The organism is Klebsiella sp. C239, from assembly GCF_048822715.1.
GTDB lineage: Bacteria > Pseudomonadota > Gammaproteobacteria > Enterobacterales > Enterobacteriaceae > Klebsiella > Klebsiella quasipneumoniae.
Window position 1 is genome coordinate 696038 of record NZ_JBMEZK010000002.1, and the last position, 19803, is coordinate 715840.

The window sequence follows — 19803 nt, forward strand, 5'->3', positions numbered from 1 at the left end:
TATTTTATGACGACGATTCTCAAGCATCTCCCGGTTGGTCAACGTATTGGTATCGCTTTCTCTGGTGGACTGGATACCAGCGCCGCGCTGTTATGGATGCGCAAAAAAGGCGCCGTGCCTTATGCATATACCGCTAACCTGGGTCAACCGGACGAAGACGACTACGATGCTATTCCGCGCCGCGCGAAAGAGTACGGCGCCGAAGGCGCCCGTCTGATCGACTGCCGCAAACAGCTGGTCGCAGAAGGGATCGCCGCGATTCAGTGTGGCGCTTTCCATAACACCACCGGCGGGTTGACCTACTTCAACACCACGCCGCTGGGCCGCGCGGTCACCGGCACCATGCTGGTAGCGGCAATGAAAGAAGACGGCGTCAACATCTGGGGCGATGGCAGCACCTATAAAGGCAACGATATCGAACGTTTCTATCGCTACGGCCTGCTGACCAACGCTGAACTGCAGATCTACAAACCGTGGCTGGACAGCGATTTCATCAATGAACTCGGCGGCCGTCACGAAATGTCCGAATTTATGATCGCCTGCGGCTTTGACTACAAGATGTCGGTCGAGAAAGCCTATTCCACCGACTCCAACATGCTCGGCGCTACCCACGAAGCGAAAGATCTGGAGTTTCTGAATTCCAGCGTCAAGATCGTCAACCCGATTATGGGCGTGAAGTTCTGGGACGAAAACGTGAAGATCCCTGCGGAAGAGGTCACCGTACGCTTTGAGCAGGGTCACCCGGTAGCGCTTAATGGCAAAACCTTCGCCGATGACGTCGAGATGATGCTGGAAGCCAACCGCATCGGCGGTCGTCACGGCCTGGGCATGAGCGACCAGATCGAAAACCGGATTATCGAAGCGAAAAGCCGCGGCATTTATGAAGCCCCGGGGATGGCGCTGCTGCATATCGCTTACGAGCGTCTGCTGACCGGTATTCATAACGAAGATACTATCGAGCAATATCACGCTCACGGTCGCCAGCTGGGCCGTCTGCTGTATCAGGGCCGCTGGTTCGATTCCCAGGCGCTGATGCTGCGTGATTCGCTGCAGCGCTGGGTCGCCAGCCAGATCACCGGCGAAGTCACCCTTGAGCTGCGTCGCGGCAACGACTACTCGATCCTCAATACGGTATCAGACAACCTGACCTATAAAGCAGAGCGTCTGACCATGGAAAAAGGCGATTCCATGTTTACCGCTGAAGACCGTATCGGCCAGCTGACCATGCGTAATCTGGATATCACCGATACCCGCGAGAAGCTGTTCGGCTACGCGCAGTCTGGCCTGCTGAGCGCCTCCTCAGCGACGGGTTTACCGCAGGTTGAAAATCTGGAAAACAAAGGCAAATAATCGCCTGGCGATGTTTGCTCTCTGCCGGCGGCTCTCCGCCGGCTTTTTTATTTTTTGTTACCAGTCTGCACCAGAAAATTCGAAAAGAGGCATTATTTCCTTATCGCCTGGTCAGCAAAATTGTTGACTATAATATCCTCAATTGATTAATTCGTATCTGGTGATAAACATCATGAATATTAAACCGCCTATCAGGCCGCAAAAGGCCATTGACCGATTGATCGATGTGCTTGAGCCACACGCGACGCCCGTTAACGCGATCGCCAGAAAAAGACTTACGTGGGAATATAAAGGCAAAACCCAGCTCTTTATTTTTAAAAAAGGCGAGTTGTCGATTATTCGTAATTCCGACAGGCTCTTGATGGTGACCGTCTATGAACCCCACCTTTTCGGCGTGGCGGAAATGCTGCAGCCCAGCCGCAGTCATAGCCTGCGTGCAGAGGTCTCATCCGAGCTGCTGCGTATCGACTACGATCTGGCGTCGGCGCTATTTCGTCAGCATAATCTGTGGGAAGAAGTGACAATCCTGCTGGCCTATCATACCTCGTATATGGTGTATCGTGACGATTTGGTATTGCAACAGCGAACCTATTCGGTGATCCGTAACCATCTGCTGGAAATGATGCTCTTAACCGAAGAGACACGACAGCGCGTATCTATTCTTGAATATATTCAGGACCGGACTCATCTCTCACGCAGCAGTATTCTTAATGTCTTGTCAGCCTTAAAGAAAGGCGGTTATATTGCCTTTGCCCGGGGGGGTTATTTACAAAGCATTGCCTCACTTCCTGAAAAATTCTGACTCGCGCCAACCTCTGTCATTTGTGGCTATTCATCTTACAGCTGAAGTTGTTTAAATTTAAACCAATAAACGCTAACGGTAACAAAAAAATAATTTTAAGCTAACTACCTGAGTTACCGGAGGACATCCTGTGCCGGGCACGACCAGCAGACAGCCATACAAGGCGTGCATCGCCGGGCCTGCGCAGGCGCAGGATATGCCGCCGGCAATCGGCCAGGCGTGAGCAGCGGTAGCGGGAGTTGATCCCCTCTCCTACCGCCTGCTCGACCATAACGATGAGATCCAAAAACCCGTTAATTTTGCCCGAACACCCGTATCGGGCTTTTTTTTATCTGAAGGAATTCAACAATGAAGTCTATTGCTCCAAAAATGGTAGCCCTGATGATCGCTGTGGGGGCCAGCGGCGCCGCCTGCGCATCCGTTAATCTGCATGGTGAAGCCGGTAGCGAGTTTACCAATCTGTCTGCCAGCTTTGGCGCCGGGGAACCTGGAATGACATTCAATACCCAGTGGGCGCATAGTGACAATGACGGCGACACCATTGGACTGGGTATGGGTTATAACTTCAACCTCGGGCCTTTCCTGATGACGCTGGGCGGTAAAGGCATCTATCTGAACCCTAAAGATGGGGATGAAGGCTACGCCATCGCCGCGGGTGGCGGAGCAGAGCTCCCTCTCGGCCAGTACTTCACGCTCTTCGGTGAGGGCTATTACTCGCCGGACTCGATGTCCAGCGGCGTCGATGATTATGTGGAGGCCAATGCCGGGGTACGCCTTAACGTGCTGCCGTCGCTGAATATCGAAGCAGGCTATCGATATATCGATATGGCGGGGAAAGACGGCCATCGCGACAACACCCTCGCCGACGGGGCCTACGCCGGGGTTAACTTCCGCTTTTAATCCATGCACAGGGATTGCCATCCGGCAGTCCCTGCTTCATTCTTAACTGGCCTGCGGCACGCTTTTCAGTACGCGGTTAATCTCCTGCAGGCCAGCAACATTATTCTCTTTGCGGTAAACCTCATTCATGGACGCCATCTGCTCCAGGCGGGTCAGAGCGCCATACACCTGATACGCCTCGCTGTGTCTGTCGAACACATCGCGGCGCTCAACATCCTGCAGATAATGGCTTTTCAATGAATGGTTAAGGCGGCCAATCAGTGCCGTATTGTCCTGGAAATAGCGCGTCACCGCCTGGGCATTATTCGCTGCAACGCCAGGCTCACTGTATGATACCGGTACGGTTAGCGCATTAATCGTCTCCACCGTTTTGGATGGCGATGTTGAACTGCATCCCGCTAAACCGAGCGCGCCGGCGACGATAAGCAACCCGATCTTGTTCATTGTGTCACTTCACCTCTGTTGATTAGACGTGGCGACTTTAACGACAGTAAAAGGCGGGAGCCAGTGAAGAGATGTTTATTAATAAATGACCGGTGGGGATAAAAACAAAAAAAGACGCTTTTCAGCGTCTTTTTTCTGGAATATTGGTACCGAGGATGGGACTCGAACCCACAAGCCCGTTAGGGCACTACCACCTCAAGGTAGCGTGTCTACCAATTCCACCACCTCGGTACAGAATACTTAGTGCGGGATATCGCTGGTCGGCTGAGCCGGCGCAGTTGGCTGAGTTTGCTCTGTTTTCGGCGCGCTCAGGTTATCCCACTCACTTCCTTTACTGGTCTTGTTGCTGTTGATGTTACCCAGCGCCAGACTGATGATGAAGAACAGCGCAGCCAGGATGCCGGTCATACGGGTCATGAAGTTACCAGAACCGCTGGACCCAAACAGTGTGCCGGAAGCGCCTGCACCGAAGGAGGCTCCCATATCAGCGCCTTTACCTTGCTGCAGCATAACCAGACCTACGAGGCCAATCGCTACAATAAGGAAAACAACCAAAAGAGCTTCGTACATAATCAACCTGTTCCTTGCGGATTCGCCGCATACCAAGTGCTTCGACCAATAAAGCGGGACGTTTTAACGTTTCCCACTGAAGCGGGTGTGAATACTAACCAAAGCGAATGACCTTCGCAAGGGCAATTTCGACACATTGTATCAACTGCAGAAAAAAACAGCAAAAAGCCGGTGTTCGATCATAAAAAAGGCGGCAAGCGCCGCCTTTTTAACCACTTAGCCGACAAGCTTAGACGCTTTTTACCGCTTCGGCGATGCGATGCGCAAACTCGTGCACCTGATCTTCATGCTCGCCTTCCACCATAACGCGGATCAGCGGTTCCGTACCCGATTTACGCAGCAGGACACGGCCACGCTTACCTAACGCCGCTTCCACTTCTGCGGTCACCGCTTTGACATGCTCATTCTCCAGAGGGTTACCGCTGCCCTCGGTAAAGCGCACATTCACCAGCAGCTGAGGGAACATCTTCATGCCGCTGCACAGGTCATGCAGGCTCATGTGGTTGCGTACCATCGCCGCGACCACCTGCAAACTGGCGACGATGCCATCGCCGGTAGTGGTTTTATCCAGCAGGATCACATGGCCGGAGTTTTCCGCACCGATGCGCCAGCCTTTTTCCTGGAGCATCTCCAGCACATAGCGGTCACCCACCTTAGCGCGGGCAAACGGGATGCCCAGCTGCTTGAGCGCCAGCTCCAGGCCCATATTGCTCATCAGCGTACCGACGGCGCCGCCGCGCAGCTGTCCCTGACGCAGCCCTTCCCGGGCGATGATGTAGAGGATCTGGTCACCATCGACTTTATTGCCTTCGTGGTCAACCATGATCACCCGATCGCCATCGCCATCGTAGGCAATGCCCAGATCGGCTTTTTCCGCCAGCACGCGCGCCTGCAGCGCCCGCACGTCGGTGGCCCCGACCTCTTCGTTGATGTTGAGGCCGTCAGGCTCGCAGCCCATCGCGATAACCTGGGCGCCCAGTTCGCGGAAAACATTGGGCGCGATGTGGTAGGTTGCGCCGTGCGCACAGTCCACCACCACTTTCAGCGTGGAGAGGCTCAGCTCGTTAGGAAAGGTGCCTTTACAAAACTCAATGTAGCGGCCCGCGGCATCGACGATGCGGCTGGCTTTACCCAGCTCAGCCGAGTCCACACAGGTGAGTTCTTTCTCCATTTCGGCTTCAATCGCCTCTTCCACATCATCCGGCAGCTTGGTGCCCTCAATGGAGAAGAACTTGATGCCGTTGTCGTAGAAAGGGTTATGTGAAGCGGAAATGACGATCCCCGCCTCGGCGCGAAAGGCGCGCGTCAGGTAGGCGATCGCCGGCGTTGGCATTGGCCCGGTGAACGACGCAGAGAGCCCCGCTGCCGCCAGCCCGGCTTCCAGCGCCGATTCCAGCATATAGCCCGAAATACGGGTATCCTTGCCGATGATAATTTTACGCGAGCCGTGACGCGCTAACACTTTGCCCGCCGCCCAGCCGAGCTTAAGCACAAATTCCGGAGTGATCGGCGCATCGCCGACGCGGCCACGAATACCATCGGTGCCAAAATACTTGCGGTTACTCATAACGTTTTTTTCCCTTAGCGGCGAGAGTGGCTTCCACCACGCGCAGCGCTTCTACCGTTTCTTTGACATCATGGACGCGGATAATCTGCGCGCCCTGCATTGCTGCAATGACGGCACACGCCAGGCTGCCGTTCAGCCGTTCCGACGGCCCGACGTTCAGCAACTGACCTACCATCGACTTACGCGACATACCGACCAGCAGCGGCAGACCAAAGTGATGAAACTCTCCCAGCCTGGCCAGCAGTTGATAATTGTGGGTGAGATTTTTACCGAAACCGAATCCCGGGTCGAGCAGCAATTTTTCTTTTGCGATCCCTGCCTGTTCGCAGCGCACGATGTGTTCATTAAAAAAGCGCTCCACATCGGCGAAGACATCCTCATACTTCGGCGCCTCCTGCATGGTTTTCGGCTGTCCCTGCATATGCATCAGACACACCGGCAGCCCGGTTTCCGCCGCAGCCTGCAACGCGCCGGGTTCGGTCAGCGAACGAATATCGTTAATGATATGCGCCCCTGCCCGGGCGGATTCGCGGATAACCTCCGCTTTGGAGGTATCCACGGAGATCCACACCTCAAAGCGCTGGGCGATAGCCTCCACCACCGGGATCACCCGCGCAAGCTCCTCTTCCACGCTAACCTCAGCCGCCCCTGGCCGCGTCGATTCACCGCCGATATCAATGATGGTCGCCCCGGCGTTGATCATCAGATTGGCATACTTCACCGCCTCAATCAGCGAATTATGGGCGCCGCCATCGGAGAAGGAGTCAGGCGTCACATTAAGAATACCCATCACGTGGGGGTGAGAGAGATCGAGGGTTGAGCCCTGGGCTACAAGTTTCATCACAAAATCCCTGAGACTGAAGAGGTTAAAAAAGAAAAACCCCGGAGCGGGCGCCCCGGGGTTTTAAGGTTAAAACAAGACATCAACAGCGGCAGCTTATTTGTCGCCCAGCTGCTCTGACATGGTGTTGCCCGGGTTCGGCGTACGCGGTTCATCGACCGGACGCGGCGCACGAGGCGTGCCATTGTTGTCAGAGTTGTTAGAAGAACCGGGTTCTTCCCAACCCGCCGGCGGACGAACATCGCGACGAGCCATCAGGTCGTCAATCTGCGGCGCATCGATGGTCTCATACTTCATGAGCGCATCTTTCATCGCGTGCAGAATGTCCATGTTGTCGTTCAGCAGCTGGCGAGCACGACCGTAGTTACGCTCAATCAGCGATTTCACTTCCTGGTCGATGATACGCGCGGTTTCATCGGACATATGCTTCGCTTTCGCGACGCTGCGGCCGAGGAACACTTCACCCTCTTCTTCCGCGTACAGCAGCGGACCAAGTTTGTCGGAGAAGCCCCACTGGGTCACCATGTTACGCGCCAGGTTCGTCGCCACTTTAATGTCGTTAGACGCGCCGGTAGAAACATGTTCCGGACCGTAGATAATCTCTTCCGCCAGACGACCGCCGTACAGGGTGGAGATCTGACTTTCCAGTTTCTGACGGCTGGCGCTGATCGCATCGCCTTCCGGCAGGAAGAAGGTCACACCCAGCGCACGACCGCGCGGGATAATCGTCACTTTGTGCACCGGATCGTGCTCCGGCACCAGACGACCGATAATCGCGTGGCCCGCTTCGTGGTAAGCGGTGGACTCTTTCTGCGCTTCCGTCATCACCATGGAGCGGCGTTCCGCACCCATCATGATTTTGTCTTTCGCTTTTTCGAACTCAACCATCGATACGACGCGTTTGTTGCCGCGGGCAGCAAACAGGGCCGCTTCGTTGACCAGGTTGGCCAGGTCCGCACCGGAGAAGCCAGGGGTACCGCGAGCAATGATTGCCGCATCGATATCCGGCGCCAGCGGAACGCGACGCATATGCACTTTCAGGATCTGCTCACGACCGCGAACATCCGGCAGGCCAACCACCACCTGGCGGTCAAAACGGCCCGGACGCAGCAGCGCGGGGTCAAGAACGTCCGGACGGTTAGTCGCCGCGATAACGATAATGCCTTCGTTACCTTCGAAGCCGTCCATCTCAACCAGCATCTGGTTCAGGGTCTGCTCACGTTCATCGTGACCACCGCCAAGACCGGCGCCACGCTGGCGGCCGACGGCGTCGATTTCATCGATGAAGATGATGCAAGGCGCTGCTTTCTTAGCCTGTTCGAACATGTCACGCACACGGGATGCACCAACACCGACGAACATTTCTACGAAGTCAGAACCGGAAATAGTAAAGAACGGCACTTTTGCTTCGCCAGCGATCGCTTTCGCCAGCAGCGTTTTACCGGTACCCGGAGGACCGACCATCAGGACGCCTTTCGGGATCTTACCGCCCAGTTTCTGGAAGCGGCTCGGCTCACGCAGGTATTCCACCAGTTCGCCGACTTCCTCTTTCGCTTCGTCACACCCGGCAACGTCAGCAAAAGTGGTTTTGATCTGATCTTCCGTCAGCATACGGGCTTTGCTTTTGCCGAAGGACATCGCGCCCTTTCCGCCGCCGCCCTGCATTTGCCGCATAAAAAAGATCCAGACGCCGATCAACAGCAGCATTGGGAACCAGGAGATGAAGATGGAAGCCAGCAGGCTTGGCTCTTCTGGTGGTTCACCAACAACTTTGACGTTTTTAGTCAACAGGTTATCGAGCAGCTTCGGATCGTTAACCGGAATGTAAGTCGTGTAACGGTTACTATCTTTCTTGGTAACGTTGATCTCACGTCCGTTGATACGCGCTTCGCGAACCTGGTCCTGATTGACCTCTTGCAGGAAGGTAGAATAATCCACCTTGCGGCCATTCGACTCGCTGGGCCCAAAGCTCTGGAATACTGACATCAGCACAACGGCAATGACCAGCCAGAGTATTAGGTTTTTCGCCATGTCACTCAAGGGATTAACCTCTTATTACAACTGTGTTAAAAACAGCGTCAGGATACGCTATATCCAGTTTCTTTCAAACTTTCATTTGAAATCTGCCGGTTATGGTTTACGCCCGGTCGCTACAATATACACTTCACGCGAACGAGCGCGGGAAGAGTCCGGCTTACGAACTTTGACCTTCGTAAACAGGGAGCGAATTTCTCGAAGATACTCATCGAAGCCTTCGCCCTGGAACACCTTCACTACAAAACTACCACCTGGCGCTAATACATCACGAGACATTTCAAGCGCCAGTTCTACCAGATACATCGCCCGGGGAATATCCACCGCCGGTGTTCCGCACATATTCGGCGCCATATCGGACATGACCACTTGTACTTTACTGTCGCCTACTCGCTCAAGTAACGCTTTCAGGACTAATTCATCACGAAAGTCGCCCTGAAGGAAGTCCACACCAACGATTGGATCCATTGGTAAAAGATCGCAAGCGATGATGCGGCCGCTGTTGCCGATCTGCGTGACCGCATACTGCGACCAGCCCCCGGGAGCAGCGCCGAGGTCAACTATCGTCATCCCCGGCTTAAAAATTTTGTCACTTTGCTGTATTTCATCAAGTTTAAACCAGGCACGGGAACGTAACCCCTTTTTCTGTGCCTGTTGAACATATTTATCGCTAAAGTGTTCCTGAAGCCAGCGGCTTGAGCTGGCAGAACGCTTTTTACCTGTCATTTAACATTCCCGTTCGGGTTCATCGTACTTTACTGCGTAAAAATCGACGCGGTAGTTTGGCGATATATGGGAGATGGCGGTAGAATGACCCGTTTTCAATCCCAACGTAAGCAAAAAAATACGATGAATCTGAGTACTAAACAAAAACAGCACCTGAAAGGTCTGGCACATCCGCTCAAGCCGGTAGTTATGCTTGGCAACAATGGTTTGACCGAAGGGGTACTGGCCGAGATCGAACAAGCGTTAGGGCACCATGAACTCATCAAGGTGAAGATCGCCTCAGAAGATCGCGAAACTAAAGCCTTGATCGTGGAAGCCATCGTGCGCGAAACCGGCGCCTGTAACGTACAGGTCATCGGTAAAACGCTGGTTCTGTACCGCCCAACGCCAGAGCGTAAAATCTCGCTGCCACGCTAAGAATATCCTCAATCCCGACACAACTTTGTGTAAAACGAGGGATTTCTGTGGCCAGGCGAGCAAAATGCCATGCTCGTGACGTTGATAAAAGGCCGCTATGCGGCCTTTTTCCTTTCTTTACAATCTATAAACATCGTAGCGGGAAATACGCCTTACAGGTATTCAACCTTGGTAATTTCGTATTCCACTTCCCCACCCGGTGTACGGATAGTCACGACGTCATCCTGCTCTTTACCGATCAGACCACGGGCAATCGGCGAGTTCACGGAGATCAGATTCTGCTTAAAATCAGCTTCGTCATCGCCCACGATACGGTAGGTCTGTTCCTCGTCAGTATCGAGGTTCAGCACGCTGACAGTAGAGCCAAAAATCACCCGGCCATTGTTCGGCATTTTGGTGATATCGATAACCTGCGCATTGGACAGCTTCGCTTCGATATCCTTGATACGCCCTTCGCAGAAGCCCTGCTGTTCACGCGCGGCGTGATACTCGGCATTCTCTTTCAGATCGCCGTGTTCACGGGCCTCAGCAATAGCGGCAATGATTTCAGGACGACGCACAGACTTCAGATAATCCAGTTCTTCGCGCAGTTTTTCAGCGCCACGTAAGGTCATCGGAATCGCTTGCATTAGTTATACCTCTTTATCATTCCTTCAGGAAACGGATAGCTCCGCTCCGCCACCTGTCCTGTCCACGGGCAGGACACGAGCAAAAAGAAACCGACCCGGGAAACACTCCCCAGGTCAGCAGCAATTTTTCATTTGATAGGTATTTTACCCCGAAGTTCATTATGGGTCATCGTTTACTTTACTGGGCGTTGCACCGTAGTATGACGGCCTGGCTTCAGGTTGTTAGCGCGAGATTATGCGATTTCCCAGATTTATCATCGGATTGACTGCCGGTATAGCGCTTAGCGCTCAGGCGGCGAATATTGACGAGTACATCACCCAGCTTCCCGCCGGTGCGAACCTTGCCTTTATGGCGCAAAAGGTCGGCGCATCGACGCCGGAAATCGACTATCACAGCCAGCAAATGGCGCTTCCGGCCAGTACGCAAAAGGTCATCACCGCGCTGGCGGCCCTGCTGCAGCTGGGTCCCGATTTTCGCTTCACCACCACGCTGGAAACCAAAGGCTCACTGGACGGCGGCGTGCTGAAAGGCGATCTGATCGCCCGCTTCGGCGGCGACCCGACGCTGAAGCGGCAGGATATTCGCAACATGGTGGCGACACTGAAAAAAGCTGGCGTGCAGCGTATCGACGGCAATGTGCTTATCGATACCTCGGTCTTCGCCAGCCATGATAAAGCGCCGGGGTGGCCGTGGAACGACCTGACGCAATGCTTCAGCGCTCCGCCTGCGGCGGCGATTGTCGACCGCAACTGCTTCTCGGTCTCGCTGTATAGCGCGCAGAAGCCGGGCGATCTCGCCTTCATTCGCGTCGCCTCCTATTATCCGGTCACCATGTTCAGTCAGGTTCGCACCCTGGCGCGTGGCTCATCGGAAGCCCAGTATTGCGAACTGGACGTGGTGCCGGGCGACCTCAATCGCTATACCCTCACCGGCTGCCTGCCGCAGCGTAGCGAACCGCTGCCGCTGGCCTTCGCGATACAGGATGGCGCCAGCTACGCCGGGGCGATCCTTAAAGCGGAGCTGAAGCAGGCGGGGATCGCCTATAGCGGCACGCTGCTGCGTCAGACGTTGGCCAATGAGCCCGGCACGGTATTAGCCACCACCCAGTCGGCGCCGCTGCACGATCTGCTGCGGATCATGCTGAAGAAATCCGACAACATGATTGCGGATACCGTTTTTCGTACCATCGGTCATGCCCGGTTCGGCGTACCAGGGACCTGGCGGGCAGGATCCGATGCCGTACGTCAGATCCTGCGTCAACAGGCTGGGGTTGATCTCGGCAACACCATCATCGCCGACGGCTCTGGCCTGTCGCGCCACAACCTGATCGCCCCGGCGACCATGATGCAGGTGTTGCAGTATATCGCCCAGCACGACACCGAGCTCAACTTCATCTCTATGCTGCCGCTGGCGGGCCATGACGGCTCGCTGCAGTATCGCGCCGGCCTCCATCAGGCGGGCGTCGATGGCAAAGTCTCGGCGAAAACCGGGTCGCTGCAGGGGGTTTATAACCTTGCGGGCTTCATCACTACCGCCAGCGGGCAAAAGGTGGCCTTCGTGCAATACCTCTCCGGCTACGCCGTGGAGCCAGCCGATCAGCGTAACCGCCGCATACCGTTGGTGCGCTTTGAAAGCCGGCTTTATAAAGATTTGTACCAGAACAACTAAAAACAAAAGGGCCGCATCAGATGCGGCCCTTTTTGATCCAGAGAAGTCAGGATTAACGTTTGTAGATGAATTCAACGCCTTCTTCGTCGTCTTCGTCCCAGTCGTCATCCCAGTCTTCGTCATCTTCCACTTCGGCTTCGGCCTCTTCAAGCTGCTGACGGTGATAGTCGTCCCACATAAACTCGACTTTCTCCGGCTTCTGCTCTTCTTCCGCCTGCACGATGGGGTTTTCGATGATGAAGGTCATCACGTCCCAGCACAGATCTTTTACGCCCTGCTGGCTGGCGGCGGAGATCAGGTAGAATTTCTCTTCCCAACCCAGCGCTTCAGCAATCGCCTTCGCTTTAGCTTCGGCTTCCGCTTTGTCCATCAGGTCAATCTTGTTAAAGACTAACCAGCGCGGTTTGGAGGCCAGCTTCTCGCTGTATTTCTCCAGCTCGCCGATGATGATGCGCGCGTTCTCAACCGGATCGGAACCGTCGATAGGCTCGATGTCGATCAGGTGCAGCAATACGCGGCAGCGCTCAAGGTGCTTGAGGAAGCGGATGCCGAGGCCTGCGCCTTCCGCTGCGCCTTCAATCAGCCCCGGGATATCGGCGACCACAAAGCTCTTCTCATTGTCCATACGCACCACGCCCAGGCTTGGCACCAGGGTGGTAAACGGATAGTCAGCCACTTTCGGCTTGGCGGCGGAGACCGCACGGATGAAGGTGGATTTACCGGCGTTCGGCATCCCGAGCATTCCGACGTCCGCCAGCAGCATCAGCTCCAGCTGCAGGTCGCGCTTATCACCCGGCGTACCCATGGTCTTCTGACGCGGCGTACGGTTAACGGATGATTTAAAACGGGTGTTGCCCAGACCGTGCCAGCCGCCCTTCGCCACCATCAGACGCTGACCGTGTTTGGTCATATCGCCCATGGTCTCGCCGGTGCCCTGGTCGATAACCCGGGTCCCGACCGGCACTTTTACCGTCACGTCTTTACCACGCTTACCGGTACAGTCGCGGCTCTGGCCATTCTGCCCGCGTTCGGCGCGGAAAGATTTTTCAAAACGGTAGTCGATCAGGGTATTCAGGTTCTCATCCGCTTCCAGCCAGACATCGCCGCCGTCACCGCCATCGCCGCCGTCCGGGCCGCCTTTCGGAATATATTTTTCGCGGCGGAAGCTTACGCAACCATTGCCGCCGTCACCTGCTACGACCAGGATCGTTGCTTCATCTACAAACTTCATTTTACTCTCCGTAAATCATTCGCCTGAGCGGGGCAGCGGTACTACCGCCTCTCGCTTACGCCAACGTCCCCAAAGACGATGGCCGATGGCGGAATACATCGCGCCCGCAACCACGACAAACGCACCGAGATAACCAATCAGGTTTAACATCGGTCTGGCGAAAACATCGGGCCAGGCCATTGATAATAAATCAGAAAACAGTAGCGTAAACAGTGGCGTCAAGGTGATTAACGCGCTGACCTGCGCCGCCTGCCAGCGCGCCATGGCTTCCGCCAGCGCCCCGTAGCCGACCAGGGTATTCAGCCCGCAAAAAATCAGGCATGCCAGTTGCCAGCTGCTTAACCGGGATATCACCCCAGGCTCAGCGAGCGGCAGTAATGCAATCGTACATAAAGTGTACAGCAAAAATAGTATCTGCTGCGATGCCAGACGGCGCAATAACACCTTTTGCGCGACGCCGTAGCTTACCCACACCGTGGCGGCAGCAACGCCGAAAATTACCCCCCACGTGTAGTCCGTCAGGCGGGTAAAGATTTCAATCAGACTGGTGTTGAAGAACATCACCAACCCGCTGAGCAGCATCAACGCGCCCACCACCTGGGTGCCGCGCATGCGCTCTTTCAGAATCACGACGCTAGCCACCATCATGCCTACCGGCGATAGCTGGCCGATGACCTGAGAAGCCGTGGGGCTGAGATACTGCAGGGAAGAACTGAACAGGATGAAGTTACCGAACAGGCCGCCGGTGGCAATCGCTAATAAGACCAGCCAGCGCGGCTTGCGAAAAATTCGCAGCGGCGGCAGTTTGCCTTTGATCGCGAGGATCGCGCCAAGACCAATACTGGCCATCAGGAAGCGATAAAACACCACCGTTGGCGGTGCCATCACCTCAAGAACCTGCTTCATTGCAATCGGCAACGCTCCCCAACACATCGCGGTGGTAAGCGCCAGAATAATGCCAATCCCAGCCTGCTGCTTCATGCCTGTTTCCCTGCAAAAATTTTCCGGTAGACGAATGTAAAAAGCCCCGCAACGTGTTGCGGGGCTTTCATCCGTTACCGGGACGCGAAAAACTTATTCAGCAACGATGCTGATGAATTTACGGTTTTTCGGGCCTTTAACTTCGAACTTGACTTTACCGTCAGTCAAAGCGAACAGAGTGTGGTCACGGCCGCAACCAACGTTGGTGCCAGCGTGGAATTTGGTACCACGTTGACGAACGATGATGCTACCTGCCAGAACTGCTTCACCGCCGAAACGTTTTACGCCCAGACGTTTAGCTTCTGAATCGCGACCGTTACGAGTCGAGCCGCCAGCCTTTTTATGTGCCATTTAAATCTACTCCTCAGGTCTTAGGCGCTGATGCCAGTGATTTTCACATCAGTGAACCACTGACGATGGCCCTGCTGCTTACGATAGTGTTTACGACGACGAAACTTAACGATTTTAACTTTCTCGCCACGACCGTGAGCAACAACTTCAGCTTTGATTACGCCGCCCTCAACGAAAGGAACGCCGATCTTGATTTCTTCACCGTTTGCGATCATCAGCACTTCAGCGAACTCAACAGCTTCGCCAGTTGCGATGTCCAGCTTTTCCAGGCGAACGGTCTGACCTTCGCTTACTCGGTGTTGTTTACCACCACTTTGGAAAACCGCGTACATATAAAACTCCGCTTCCGCGCACCTCTTCGTGTGATTCAGAGTGCGCTATAAATATTCACAATAGGGCGCGAATATTACGCAAAACGCGAGCCTTTGACAAGAGCGATTAGCGATCAATGCAGAAAAAAAACACAACTTTCACGACAACGTTTATCTACGGCAATTTTTCAGTACAATCATAACTTCTTTTAATTCTGTCTTAATCCTTCTGTGATCCCACCTGGATTCATGGTAACAGGACATTTGGCCCGGCTTTTGCGATGAATTTAGAAAAAATCAATGAGTTAACCGCGCAAGATATGGCGGGTGTCAATGCGACGATTCTTGAGCAACTCAACTCCGATGTTCAGCTTATCAATCAGTTAGGCTATTACATCGTCAGCGGCGGCGGCAAACGCATTCGCCCGATGATTGCTGTGCTCGCCGCCCGCGCGGTGGGTTATCAGGGGAGCGCGCATGTCACCATTGCTGCGCTGATTGAATTTATTCATACCGCCACCCTGCTGCATGACGACGTCGTCGATGAGTCTGATATGCGTCGCGGCAAAGCCACGGCAAATGCGGCGTTTGGCAATGCCGCCAGCGTGCTGGTCGGCGATTTTATCTATACCCGCGCCTTTCAGATGATGACCCAGTTGGGCTCGCTGAAGATCCTCGAGGTCATGTCGGAAGCGGTGAACGTCATTGCCGAAGGCGAAGTGCTGCAGCTGATGAACGTCAATGACCCGGATATCACGGAAGAGAACTACATGCGCGTCATCTACAGCAAGACGGCGCGTCTGTTTGAGGCTGCCTCGCAGTGTGCGGGATTACTGGCCGACTGCACTGCGGAAGAAGAGCGCGCGTTGCAGGATTATGGCCGCTATCTCGGCACCGCTTTCCAGCTGATCGACGATTTACTCGATTACAGCTCCGACGGAGAGCGGCTTGGTAAAAACGTCGGTGACGACCTCAACGAAGGCAAACCGACGCTACCGCTGCTGCACGCCATGCACCATGGTACCGCCGATCAATCGGCGATGATTCGCGGGGCAATCGAGCAGGGCAACGGCCGCCATCTGCTGGATGCCGTCCTGGAAACGATGGCTGCCTGCGGTTCGCTGGAATGGACGCAGAAACGTGCCGAAGAAGAAGCTGACAAAGCGATTGCCGCGCTGCAGGTTCTCCCTGACACCCCCTGGCGTGAAGCCTTGATCGGGCTGGCGCATATCGCGGTTCAGCGCGATCATTAATCCCCTCCCCCTTCCCGCGCAATGCGCGGGAAAGTTCCAGTAAAAACCCATTCCCTACCGTAAATTTCCGGATACCTTGATACATTCTGAATATTCCGGCGCTTTAACAGAACTTGTTAGAACCTTACCTGGTGCGCGGGTATAGTGTCCCCGTCGCCCATATGGGCCGATCAGGATCTTTATCACCAGGAGAATTTATGGATAAGTTCATCGACTGGCATCCCGCAGATATTGTTGCGGGATTACGTAAACGGGGAACATCGCTGGCGGCAGAGTCGCGACGGCACGGTCTGAGTTCTTCAACGCTGGCGAACGCCCTGACCCGCCCCTGGCCGAAAGGCGAATTAATCATCGCCACGGCGCTGGATACACAGCCGTGGGTCATCTGGCCGTCACGCTACCATGATCCGGTAACGCATGAGTTTATCGACAGAACGCAGATGATGCGTCAAAAGAAGATGGACAAGTGATGTGATTGTTCGACAAGGACCCGGGATAGACGCCCGGGCCCTGACAGGATGCGGTTACTCGCCTTTCACGCGCTGAATATTGGCACCCAGCGCCTGCAGTTTATCTTCGATACGCTCATAGCCACGATCGATATGATAGATGCGATCGACGATGGTGGTTCCCTCAGCGATACAACCTGCCAGCACGAGGCTCGCCGAGGCACGCAAATCGGTCGCCATCACCTGCGCGCCCGAAAGCTGCTCCACGCCGTGACAGATCGCGGTATTGCTCTCGATCTCCGCGTGGGCGCCCATACGGATCAGTTCCGGAATGTGCATAAAGCGGTTTTCAAAGATCGTTTCGGTGATCACGCCGGTCCCTTCCGCGACCAGGTTGAGCAGCGTGAACTGGGCCTGCATATCGGTCGGGAAGCCCGGATGCGGCGCGGTACGCACGTTAACCGCTTTCGGACGGTTGCCGTGCATATCAAGGCTGATCCAGTCTTCGCCCGTTTCGATGTCCGCTCCGGCGTCGCGCAGCTTCGCCAGTACGGCGTCCAGGGTATCTGGTTGCGCGTGACGGCAGAGGATCTTGCCGCCGGAAATGGCTGCGGCAACCAGGAAGGTCCCGGTTTCAATACGGTCCGGCAGCACGCGGTAAACGCCGCCGCCCAGACGCTGCACGCCTTCGATGGTGATGCGATCGGTGCCCTGGCCGCTGATTTTTGCGCCCAGCGCGTTAAGGAAGTTCGCGGTATCGACGATCTCCGGCTCGCGAGCGGCGTTTTCGATAATCGTCGTCCCCTCGGCGAGGGTCGCTGCGCTCATGATAGTGACAGTGGCGCCGACGCTCACTTTATCCATCACGATATGCGCGCCTTTCAAACGACCATTGACCGAGGCTTTAACATAACCTTCTTCCAGTTTGATCTCGGCGCCCAGCTGTTCCAGCCCGCTAATATGCAGATCGACCGGACGCGCGCCGATGGCGCAGCCGCCAGGCAGAGAAACTTGTCCCTGACCGAAACGCGCCACCAGCGGGCCCAGCGCCCAGATGGAGGCGCGCATGGTTTTCACCAGATCGTACGGTGCACAGAATACATCGACCGGGCCGGCGTCAATCCACACCGAACCATTGCGCTCTACCTTCGCGCCCAGCTGACTCAGCAACTTCATGGTGGTATCGATATCTTTCAGCTTAGGTACGTTCTGGATCTCTACCGGCTCTTCGGCAAGCAGCGCGGAAAAGAGGATTGGCAGGGCGGCGTTTTTTGCACCGGAGATGGTGACTTCGCCCTGAAGGCGAGTCGGCCCCTGAACACGGAATTTATCCATTGATTCTGTTCTCTATTAAAAATTCACATACGCTGCAGGGGATCCCCCACAGCTTAGAAGCCATTTAGTTTGCGGTCTCGCGCCCACTCCTGCGGAGTAAAGGCCTTGATCGACAGCGCATGGATGCGGTTGTCAGCAATATATTCCATCAGCGGCGCGTAGACGCTCTGCTGCTTTTTAACCCGACTCATGCCATCGAACATCTCACCCACAGCAATAACCTGAAAGTGGCTGCCATCGCCAGAGACGTGGACTTCCTGGAGGGGGAGTGCGTTCATCAGCACGGTCTGAATTTCATGATTTTCCATGGGCTCAAATTTATCTGATAGTGAAAACAGCCCAACATCTTAGAGGAAAGTGGCGCGGTCTTAAACAAGCAAAAAGCCCCGGCGAAAAGATTGCCGGGGCTTTCGGAATAGCTTCAGCGCTAAGGCACTGAAAAGATTATGGGATCATATCGGCAGGCAGGTTGTAAAGACCGACCAGCGTTTGCAGATTTTCGCTCTTGCCGATCAGCTGCGCTTCCCGGCCCTGGCGGCGAATCAGCGCGACAAAATGCACTAACAGCGCCAGGCCCGCCGTGTCCACGCGCGTGGTCTGGCTGAGATCGATGATCGCTGTCCCCGCCGTTGCCTGGGCGCGTGCCTCCCAGAGCGGGACCAGCAGATCCTGATCCAGCTCTCCGTGCAGCGCCAGCGTCTCGCCATCACGAGTCCAGCTCAGCTGCCCGCTCATTATTTTTTCTGTTCCAGGGTGATCGGCTGAGCGGAGATCGCTTTCAGCTGCGCGGTCAGGCCATCAACGCCCTTGGTACGCAGCAGATCGCTCCACTCATTTTGTTTGGTGGTGATCATGCTGACCCCTTCCGCGATCATATCGTAGGCCTGCCAGTTGCCGGTCTGGGTGTTTTTACGCCACTGGAAGTCGAGACGTACCGGCGGACGGCCATTCGGGTCGAGGATGGTGACACGGATCGGAATGATGGTCGCGCTGCCCAGCGGCTGTTCCGGGGCAATCTGGTAGGTCTGACCGTGGTACATGGCCAGCGCCTGGCCATAGGCCTGCTTCAGGTATTCACGGAAGGCGGCAAAATAGGCTTCACGCTGCGCCGGGGTGGCTTCTTTGTAATAGCGGCCCAGCACCAGCGCGCCGGCATACTTCACCTGCACATACGGCAGAAGCTCCTGGTCGACGATGTCGCGCAGATAGTTAGGGTTGGCCTTGATCTTCGGCTGTTCATTCTTCAGGCGATCGAAGGTTTTCTGCGCCGCTTCATTCATCAGCTTATACGGATTGGACTGGTCTGCCGCCTGGACCGCGGTCAGCGGGGCAATCACCAGCATGGCGACCATGAGTAAGCGTTTAAACATATCGTATTTCTCCTGAAATTAATGCGTCGTGCCGGCTGCCGGCGTCGCGTCAGTATGACCTTCTGCCTCGGCCTTATCATTGCCAGAATTCTGATTGTCGCCGCCCTTGCTGTTATAAAGGAACTGACCAATCAGATCTTCCAGCACCATGGCGGACTTGGTGTCCTGGATAGTACCGCCGTCTTTAAGGATAGTCGTCCCGAGCTCCGGGTCTTCAAAACCGACGTTCAGCGCCAGATACTGCTCGCCCAGCAGGCCAGAGGTGCGGATCGCCAGGGAACTGGTATCTGGGATATGGTTGTAGCGCTCATCAATATCGAGCTCCACGCGCGGCAGATAGGTTTTCGGGTCGAGGGTGATGTCCGCCACGCGGCCAACAACCACACCGCCGATGCGCACCGGCGAGCGCGCTTTCAGGCCGCCGATATTATCGAAGGTCGCGTAAAGACGGTAAGTCGGCTCGGTACGTAACGAGGTGACGTTTGCCGCCTTCAGGCAGACAAACAGCGCCGCCAGCAGCGCCACCAGTAAGAACACCCCTACCCAGATTTCATTTTTTTTCGTTTGCATGAA

The 19803-nt window shown here is 55.2% G+C and carries 23 protein-coding genes and 1 tRNA gene; 7 read left to right on the forward strand and 17 right to left on the reverse strand.

The annotated features are described in order from the left end of the window. Positions 1-6 precede the first annotated feature (6 nt). The 3 genes from argG to ACOI6Z_RS08600 all read left to right on the forward strand — a co-directional run bounded on the left by argG (position 7) and on the right by ACOI6Z_RS08600 (position 3052). Positions 7-1350 carry an argininosuccinate synthase gene (gene argG / locus ACOI6Z_RS08590; RefSeq protein WP_004144895.1) on the forward strand — a complete coding sequence of 448 codons (1344 nt, stop codon included), beginning with the start codon at positions 7-9 and terminating at the stop codon, positions 1348-1350. Positions 1351-1522: 172 nt separating this feature from the next. Next, positions 1523-2152 (forward strand): winged helix-turn-helix transcriptional regulator, encoded by a 630-nt coding sequence (locus tag ACOI6Z_RS08595; protein ID WP_023291118.1) that lies wholly within the window; start codon positions 1523-1525, stop codon positions 2150-2152. A 348-nt stretch (positions 2153-2500) separates the two neighbouring features. Beyond that, entirely contained in the window at positions 2501-3052 is a 552-nt protein-coding gene (locus tag ACOI6Z_RS08600; protein ID WP_032454172.1) for a YfaZ family outer membrane protein, read from the forward strand. Between the two features lie 42 nt (positions 3053-3094). Here the strand turns inward: ACOI6Z_RS08600 and ACOI6Z_RS08605 are convergent, their stop codons facing one another. The 7 genes from ACOI6Z_RS08605 to rlmE all read right to left on the reverse strand — a co-directional run bounded on the left by ACOI6Z_RS08605 (position 3095) and on the right by rlmE (position 9234). Then, positions 3095-3343, reverse strand: a complete 249-nt coding sequence (locus ACOI6Z_RS08605) for a hypothetical protein (protein WP_072420646.1) — start codon at positions 3341-3343, stop codon at positions 3095-3097. Positions 3344-3640: 297 nt separating this feature from the next. Continuing rightward, positions 3641-3727 (reverse strand) — tRNA-Leu (locus tag ACOI6Z_RS08610). Between the two features lie 9 nt (positions 3728-3736). Next, positions 3737-4066 (reverse strand): preprotein translocase subunit SecG, encoded by a 330-nt coding sequence (gene secG, locus ACOI6Z_RS08615; RefSeq protein ID WP_002918369.1) that lies wholly within the window; start codon positions 4064-4066, stop codon positions 3737-3739. Positions 4067-4295: 229 nt separating this feature from the next. Then, positions 4296-5633: a phosphoglucosamine mutase gene (glmM, locus tag ACOI6Z_RS08620; RefSeq protein ID WP_004206179.1), complete on the reverse strand. Its 1338-nt coding sequence runs from the start codon at positions 5631-5633 to the stop codon at positions 4296-4298. After that, positions 5626-6474 (reverse strand): dihydropteroate synthase, encoded by an 849-nt coding sequence (folP, locus tag ACOI6Z_RS08625; protein ID WP_048298438.1) that lies wholly within the window; start codon positions 6472-6474, stop codon positions 5626-5628. Before folP ends, glmM begins: the two co-directional genes overlap by 8 nt. 96 nt (positions 6475-6570) lie before the next feature. Beyond that, positions 6571-8505 (reverse strand): ATP-dependent zinc metalloprotease FtsH, encoded by a 1935-nt coding sequence (gene ftsH / locus ACOI6Z_RS08630; protein ID WP_004206183.1) that lies wholly within the window; start codon positions 8503-8505, stop codon positions 6571-6573. 99 nt (positions 8506-8604) lie between these two features. After that, a complete protein-coding gene (gene rlmE, locus ACOI6Z_RS08635; RefSeq protein ID WP_008806638.1) occupies positions 8605-9234 on the reverse strand; it encodes a 23S rRNA (uridine(2552)-2'-O)-methyltransferase RlmE in 630 nt (209 codons plus the stop codon). A gap of 123 nt (positions 9235-9357) precedes the next feature. Here rlmE and yhbY point away from each other — a divergent pair, with 123 nt between their 5' ends. Beyond that, positions 9358-9651, forward strand: coding sequence for a ribosome assembly RNA-binding protein YhbY (yhbY, locus tag ACOI6Z_RS08640; protein WP_002918374.1), 294 nt, complete (start codon positions 9358-9360; stop codon positions 9649-9651). 152 nt (positions 9652-9803) lie between these two features. On the opposite strand, the gene greA is transcribed toward yhbY, so the two are convergent. After that, complete coding sequence (greA, locus tag ACOI6Z_RS08645) at positions 9804-10280, reverse strand: transcription elongation factor GreA (protein ID WP_002918375.1); 477 nt, start codon at positions 10278-10280, stop codon at positions 9804-9806. Positions 10281-10515: 235 nt separating this feature from the next. On the opposite strand from greA, the gene dacB reads away from it, so the two are divergent. Then, a complete protein-coding gene (dacB, locus tag ACOI6Z_RS08650) occupies positions 10516-11949 on the forward strand; it encodes a serine-type D-Ala-D-Ala carboxypeptidase (protein ID WP_023291122.1) in 1434 nt (477 codons plus the stop codon). Between the two features lie 52 nt (positions 11950-12001). On the opposite strand, the gene cgtA is transcribed toward dacB, so the two are convergent. The 4 genes from cgtA to rplU form a co-directional block, all read right to left on the reverse strand. Next, the gene (gene cgtA, locus ACOI6Z_RS08655) at positions 12002-13180 is read right to left on the reverse strand and encodes an Obg family GTPase CgtA (RefSeq protein ID WP_004206186.1); all 1179 of its coding nucleotides are present in this window, start codon (positions 13178-13180) and stop codon (positions 12002-12004) included. 15 nt (positions 13181-13195) lie between these two features. Further along, positions 13196-14161, reverse strand: coding sequence for a DMT family transporter (locus ACOI6Z_RS08660; RefSeq protein ID WP_004206187.1), 966 nt, complete (start codon positions 14159-14161; stop codon positions 13196-13198). A gap of 93 nt (positions 14162-14254) precedes the next feature. After that, positions 14255-14512 (reverse strand): 50S ribosomal protein L27, encoded by a 258-nt coding sequence (rpmA, locus tag ACOI6Z_RS08665; RefSeq protein ID WP_002434222.1) that lies wholly within the window; start codon positions 14510-14512, stop codon positions 14255-14257. A gap of 20 nt (positions 14513-14532) precedes the next feature. Next, a complete protein-coding gene (rplU, locus tag ACOI6Z_RS08670; RefSeq protein ID WP_002918379.1) occupies positions 14533-14844 on the reverse strand; it encodes a 50S ribosomal protein L21 in 312 nt (103 codons plus the stop codon). Between the two features lie 260 nt (positions 14845-15104). Between rplU and ispB the strand changes: the two genes are divergently transcribed. Then, complete coding sequence (gene ispB, locus ACOI6Z_RS08675) at positions 15105-16076, forward strand: octaprenyl diphosphate synthase (protein ID WP_023291123.1); 972 nt, start codon at positions 15105-15107, stop codon at positions 16074-16076. Between the two features lie 197 nt (positions 16077-16273). Beyond that, the gene (sfsB, locus tag ACOI6Z_RS08680; RefSeq protein ID WP_004206189.1) at positions 16274-16546 is read left to right on the forward strand and encodes a DNA-binding transcriptional regulator SfsB; all 273 of its coding nucleotides are present in this window, start codon (positions 16274-16276) and stop codon (positions 16544-16546) included. Positions 16547-16600: 54 nt separating this feature from the next. Here sfsB and murA read toward each other — a convergent pair whose 3' ends face one another. The 5 genes from murA to mlaD all read right to left on the reverse strand — a co-directional run bounded on the left by murA (position 16601) and on the right by mlaD (position 19800). Continuing rightward, positions 16601-17860, reverse strand: coding sequence for a UDP-N-acetylglucosamine 1-carboxyvinyltransferase (gene murA / locus ACOI6Z_RS08685; RefSeq protein WP_023291124.1), 1260 nt, complete (start codon positions 17858-17860; stop codon positions 16601-16603). 53 nt (positions 17861-17913) lie between these two features. After that, complete coding sequence (ibaG, locus tag ACOI6Z_RS08690; protein ID WP_004144910.1) at positions 17914-18168, reverse strand: BolA family iron metabolism protein IbaG; 255 nt, start codon at positions 18166-18168, stop codon at positions 17914-17916. A gap of 136 nt (positions 18169-18304) precedes the next feature. Next, on the reverse strand, positions 18305-18595 hold the full coding sequence (gene mlaB, locus ACOI6Z_RS08695; protein ID WP_023291125.1) for a lipid asymmetry maintenance protein MlaB: 291 nt from the start codon (positions 18593-18595) through the stop codon (positions 18305-18307). Then, entirely contained in the window at positions 18595-19230 is a 636-nt protein-coding gene (mlaC, locus tag ACOI6Z_RS08700; protein ID WP_023291126.1) for a phospholipid-binding protein MlaC, read from the reverse strand. The genes mlaB and mlaC overlap by 1 nt, the downstream gene beginning before the upstream one ends. Before the next feature lie 18 nt (positions 19231-19248). Next, positions 19249-19800, reverse strand: a complete 552-nt coding sequence (gene mlaD / locus ACOI6Z_RS08705) for an outer membrane lipid asymmetry maintenance protein MlaD (RefSeq protein ID WP_065812776.1) — start codon at positions 19798-19800, stop codon at positions 19249-19251. Positions 19801-19803 lie beyond the last annotated feature (3 nt).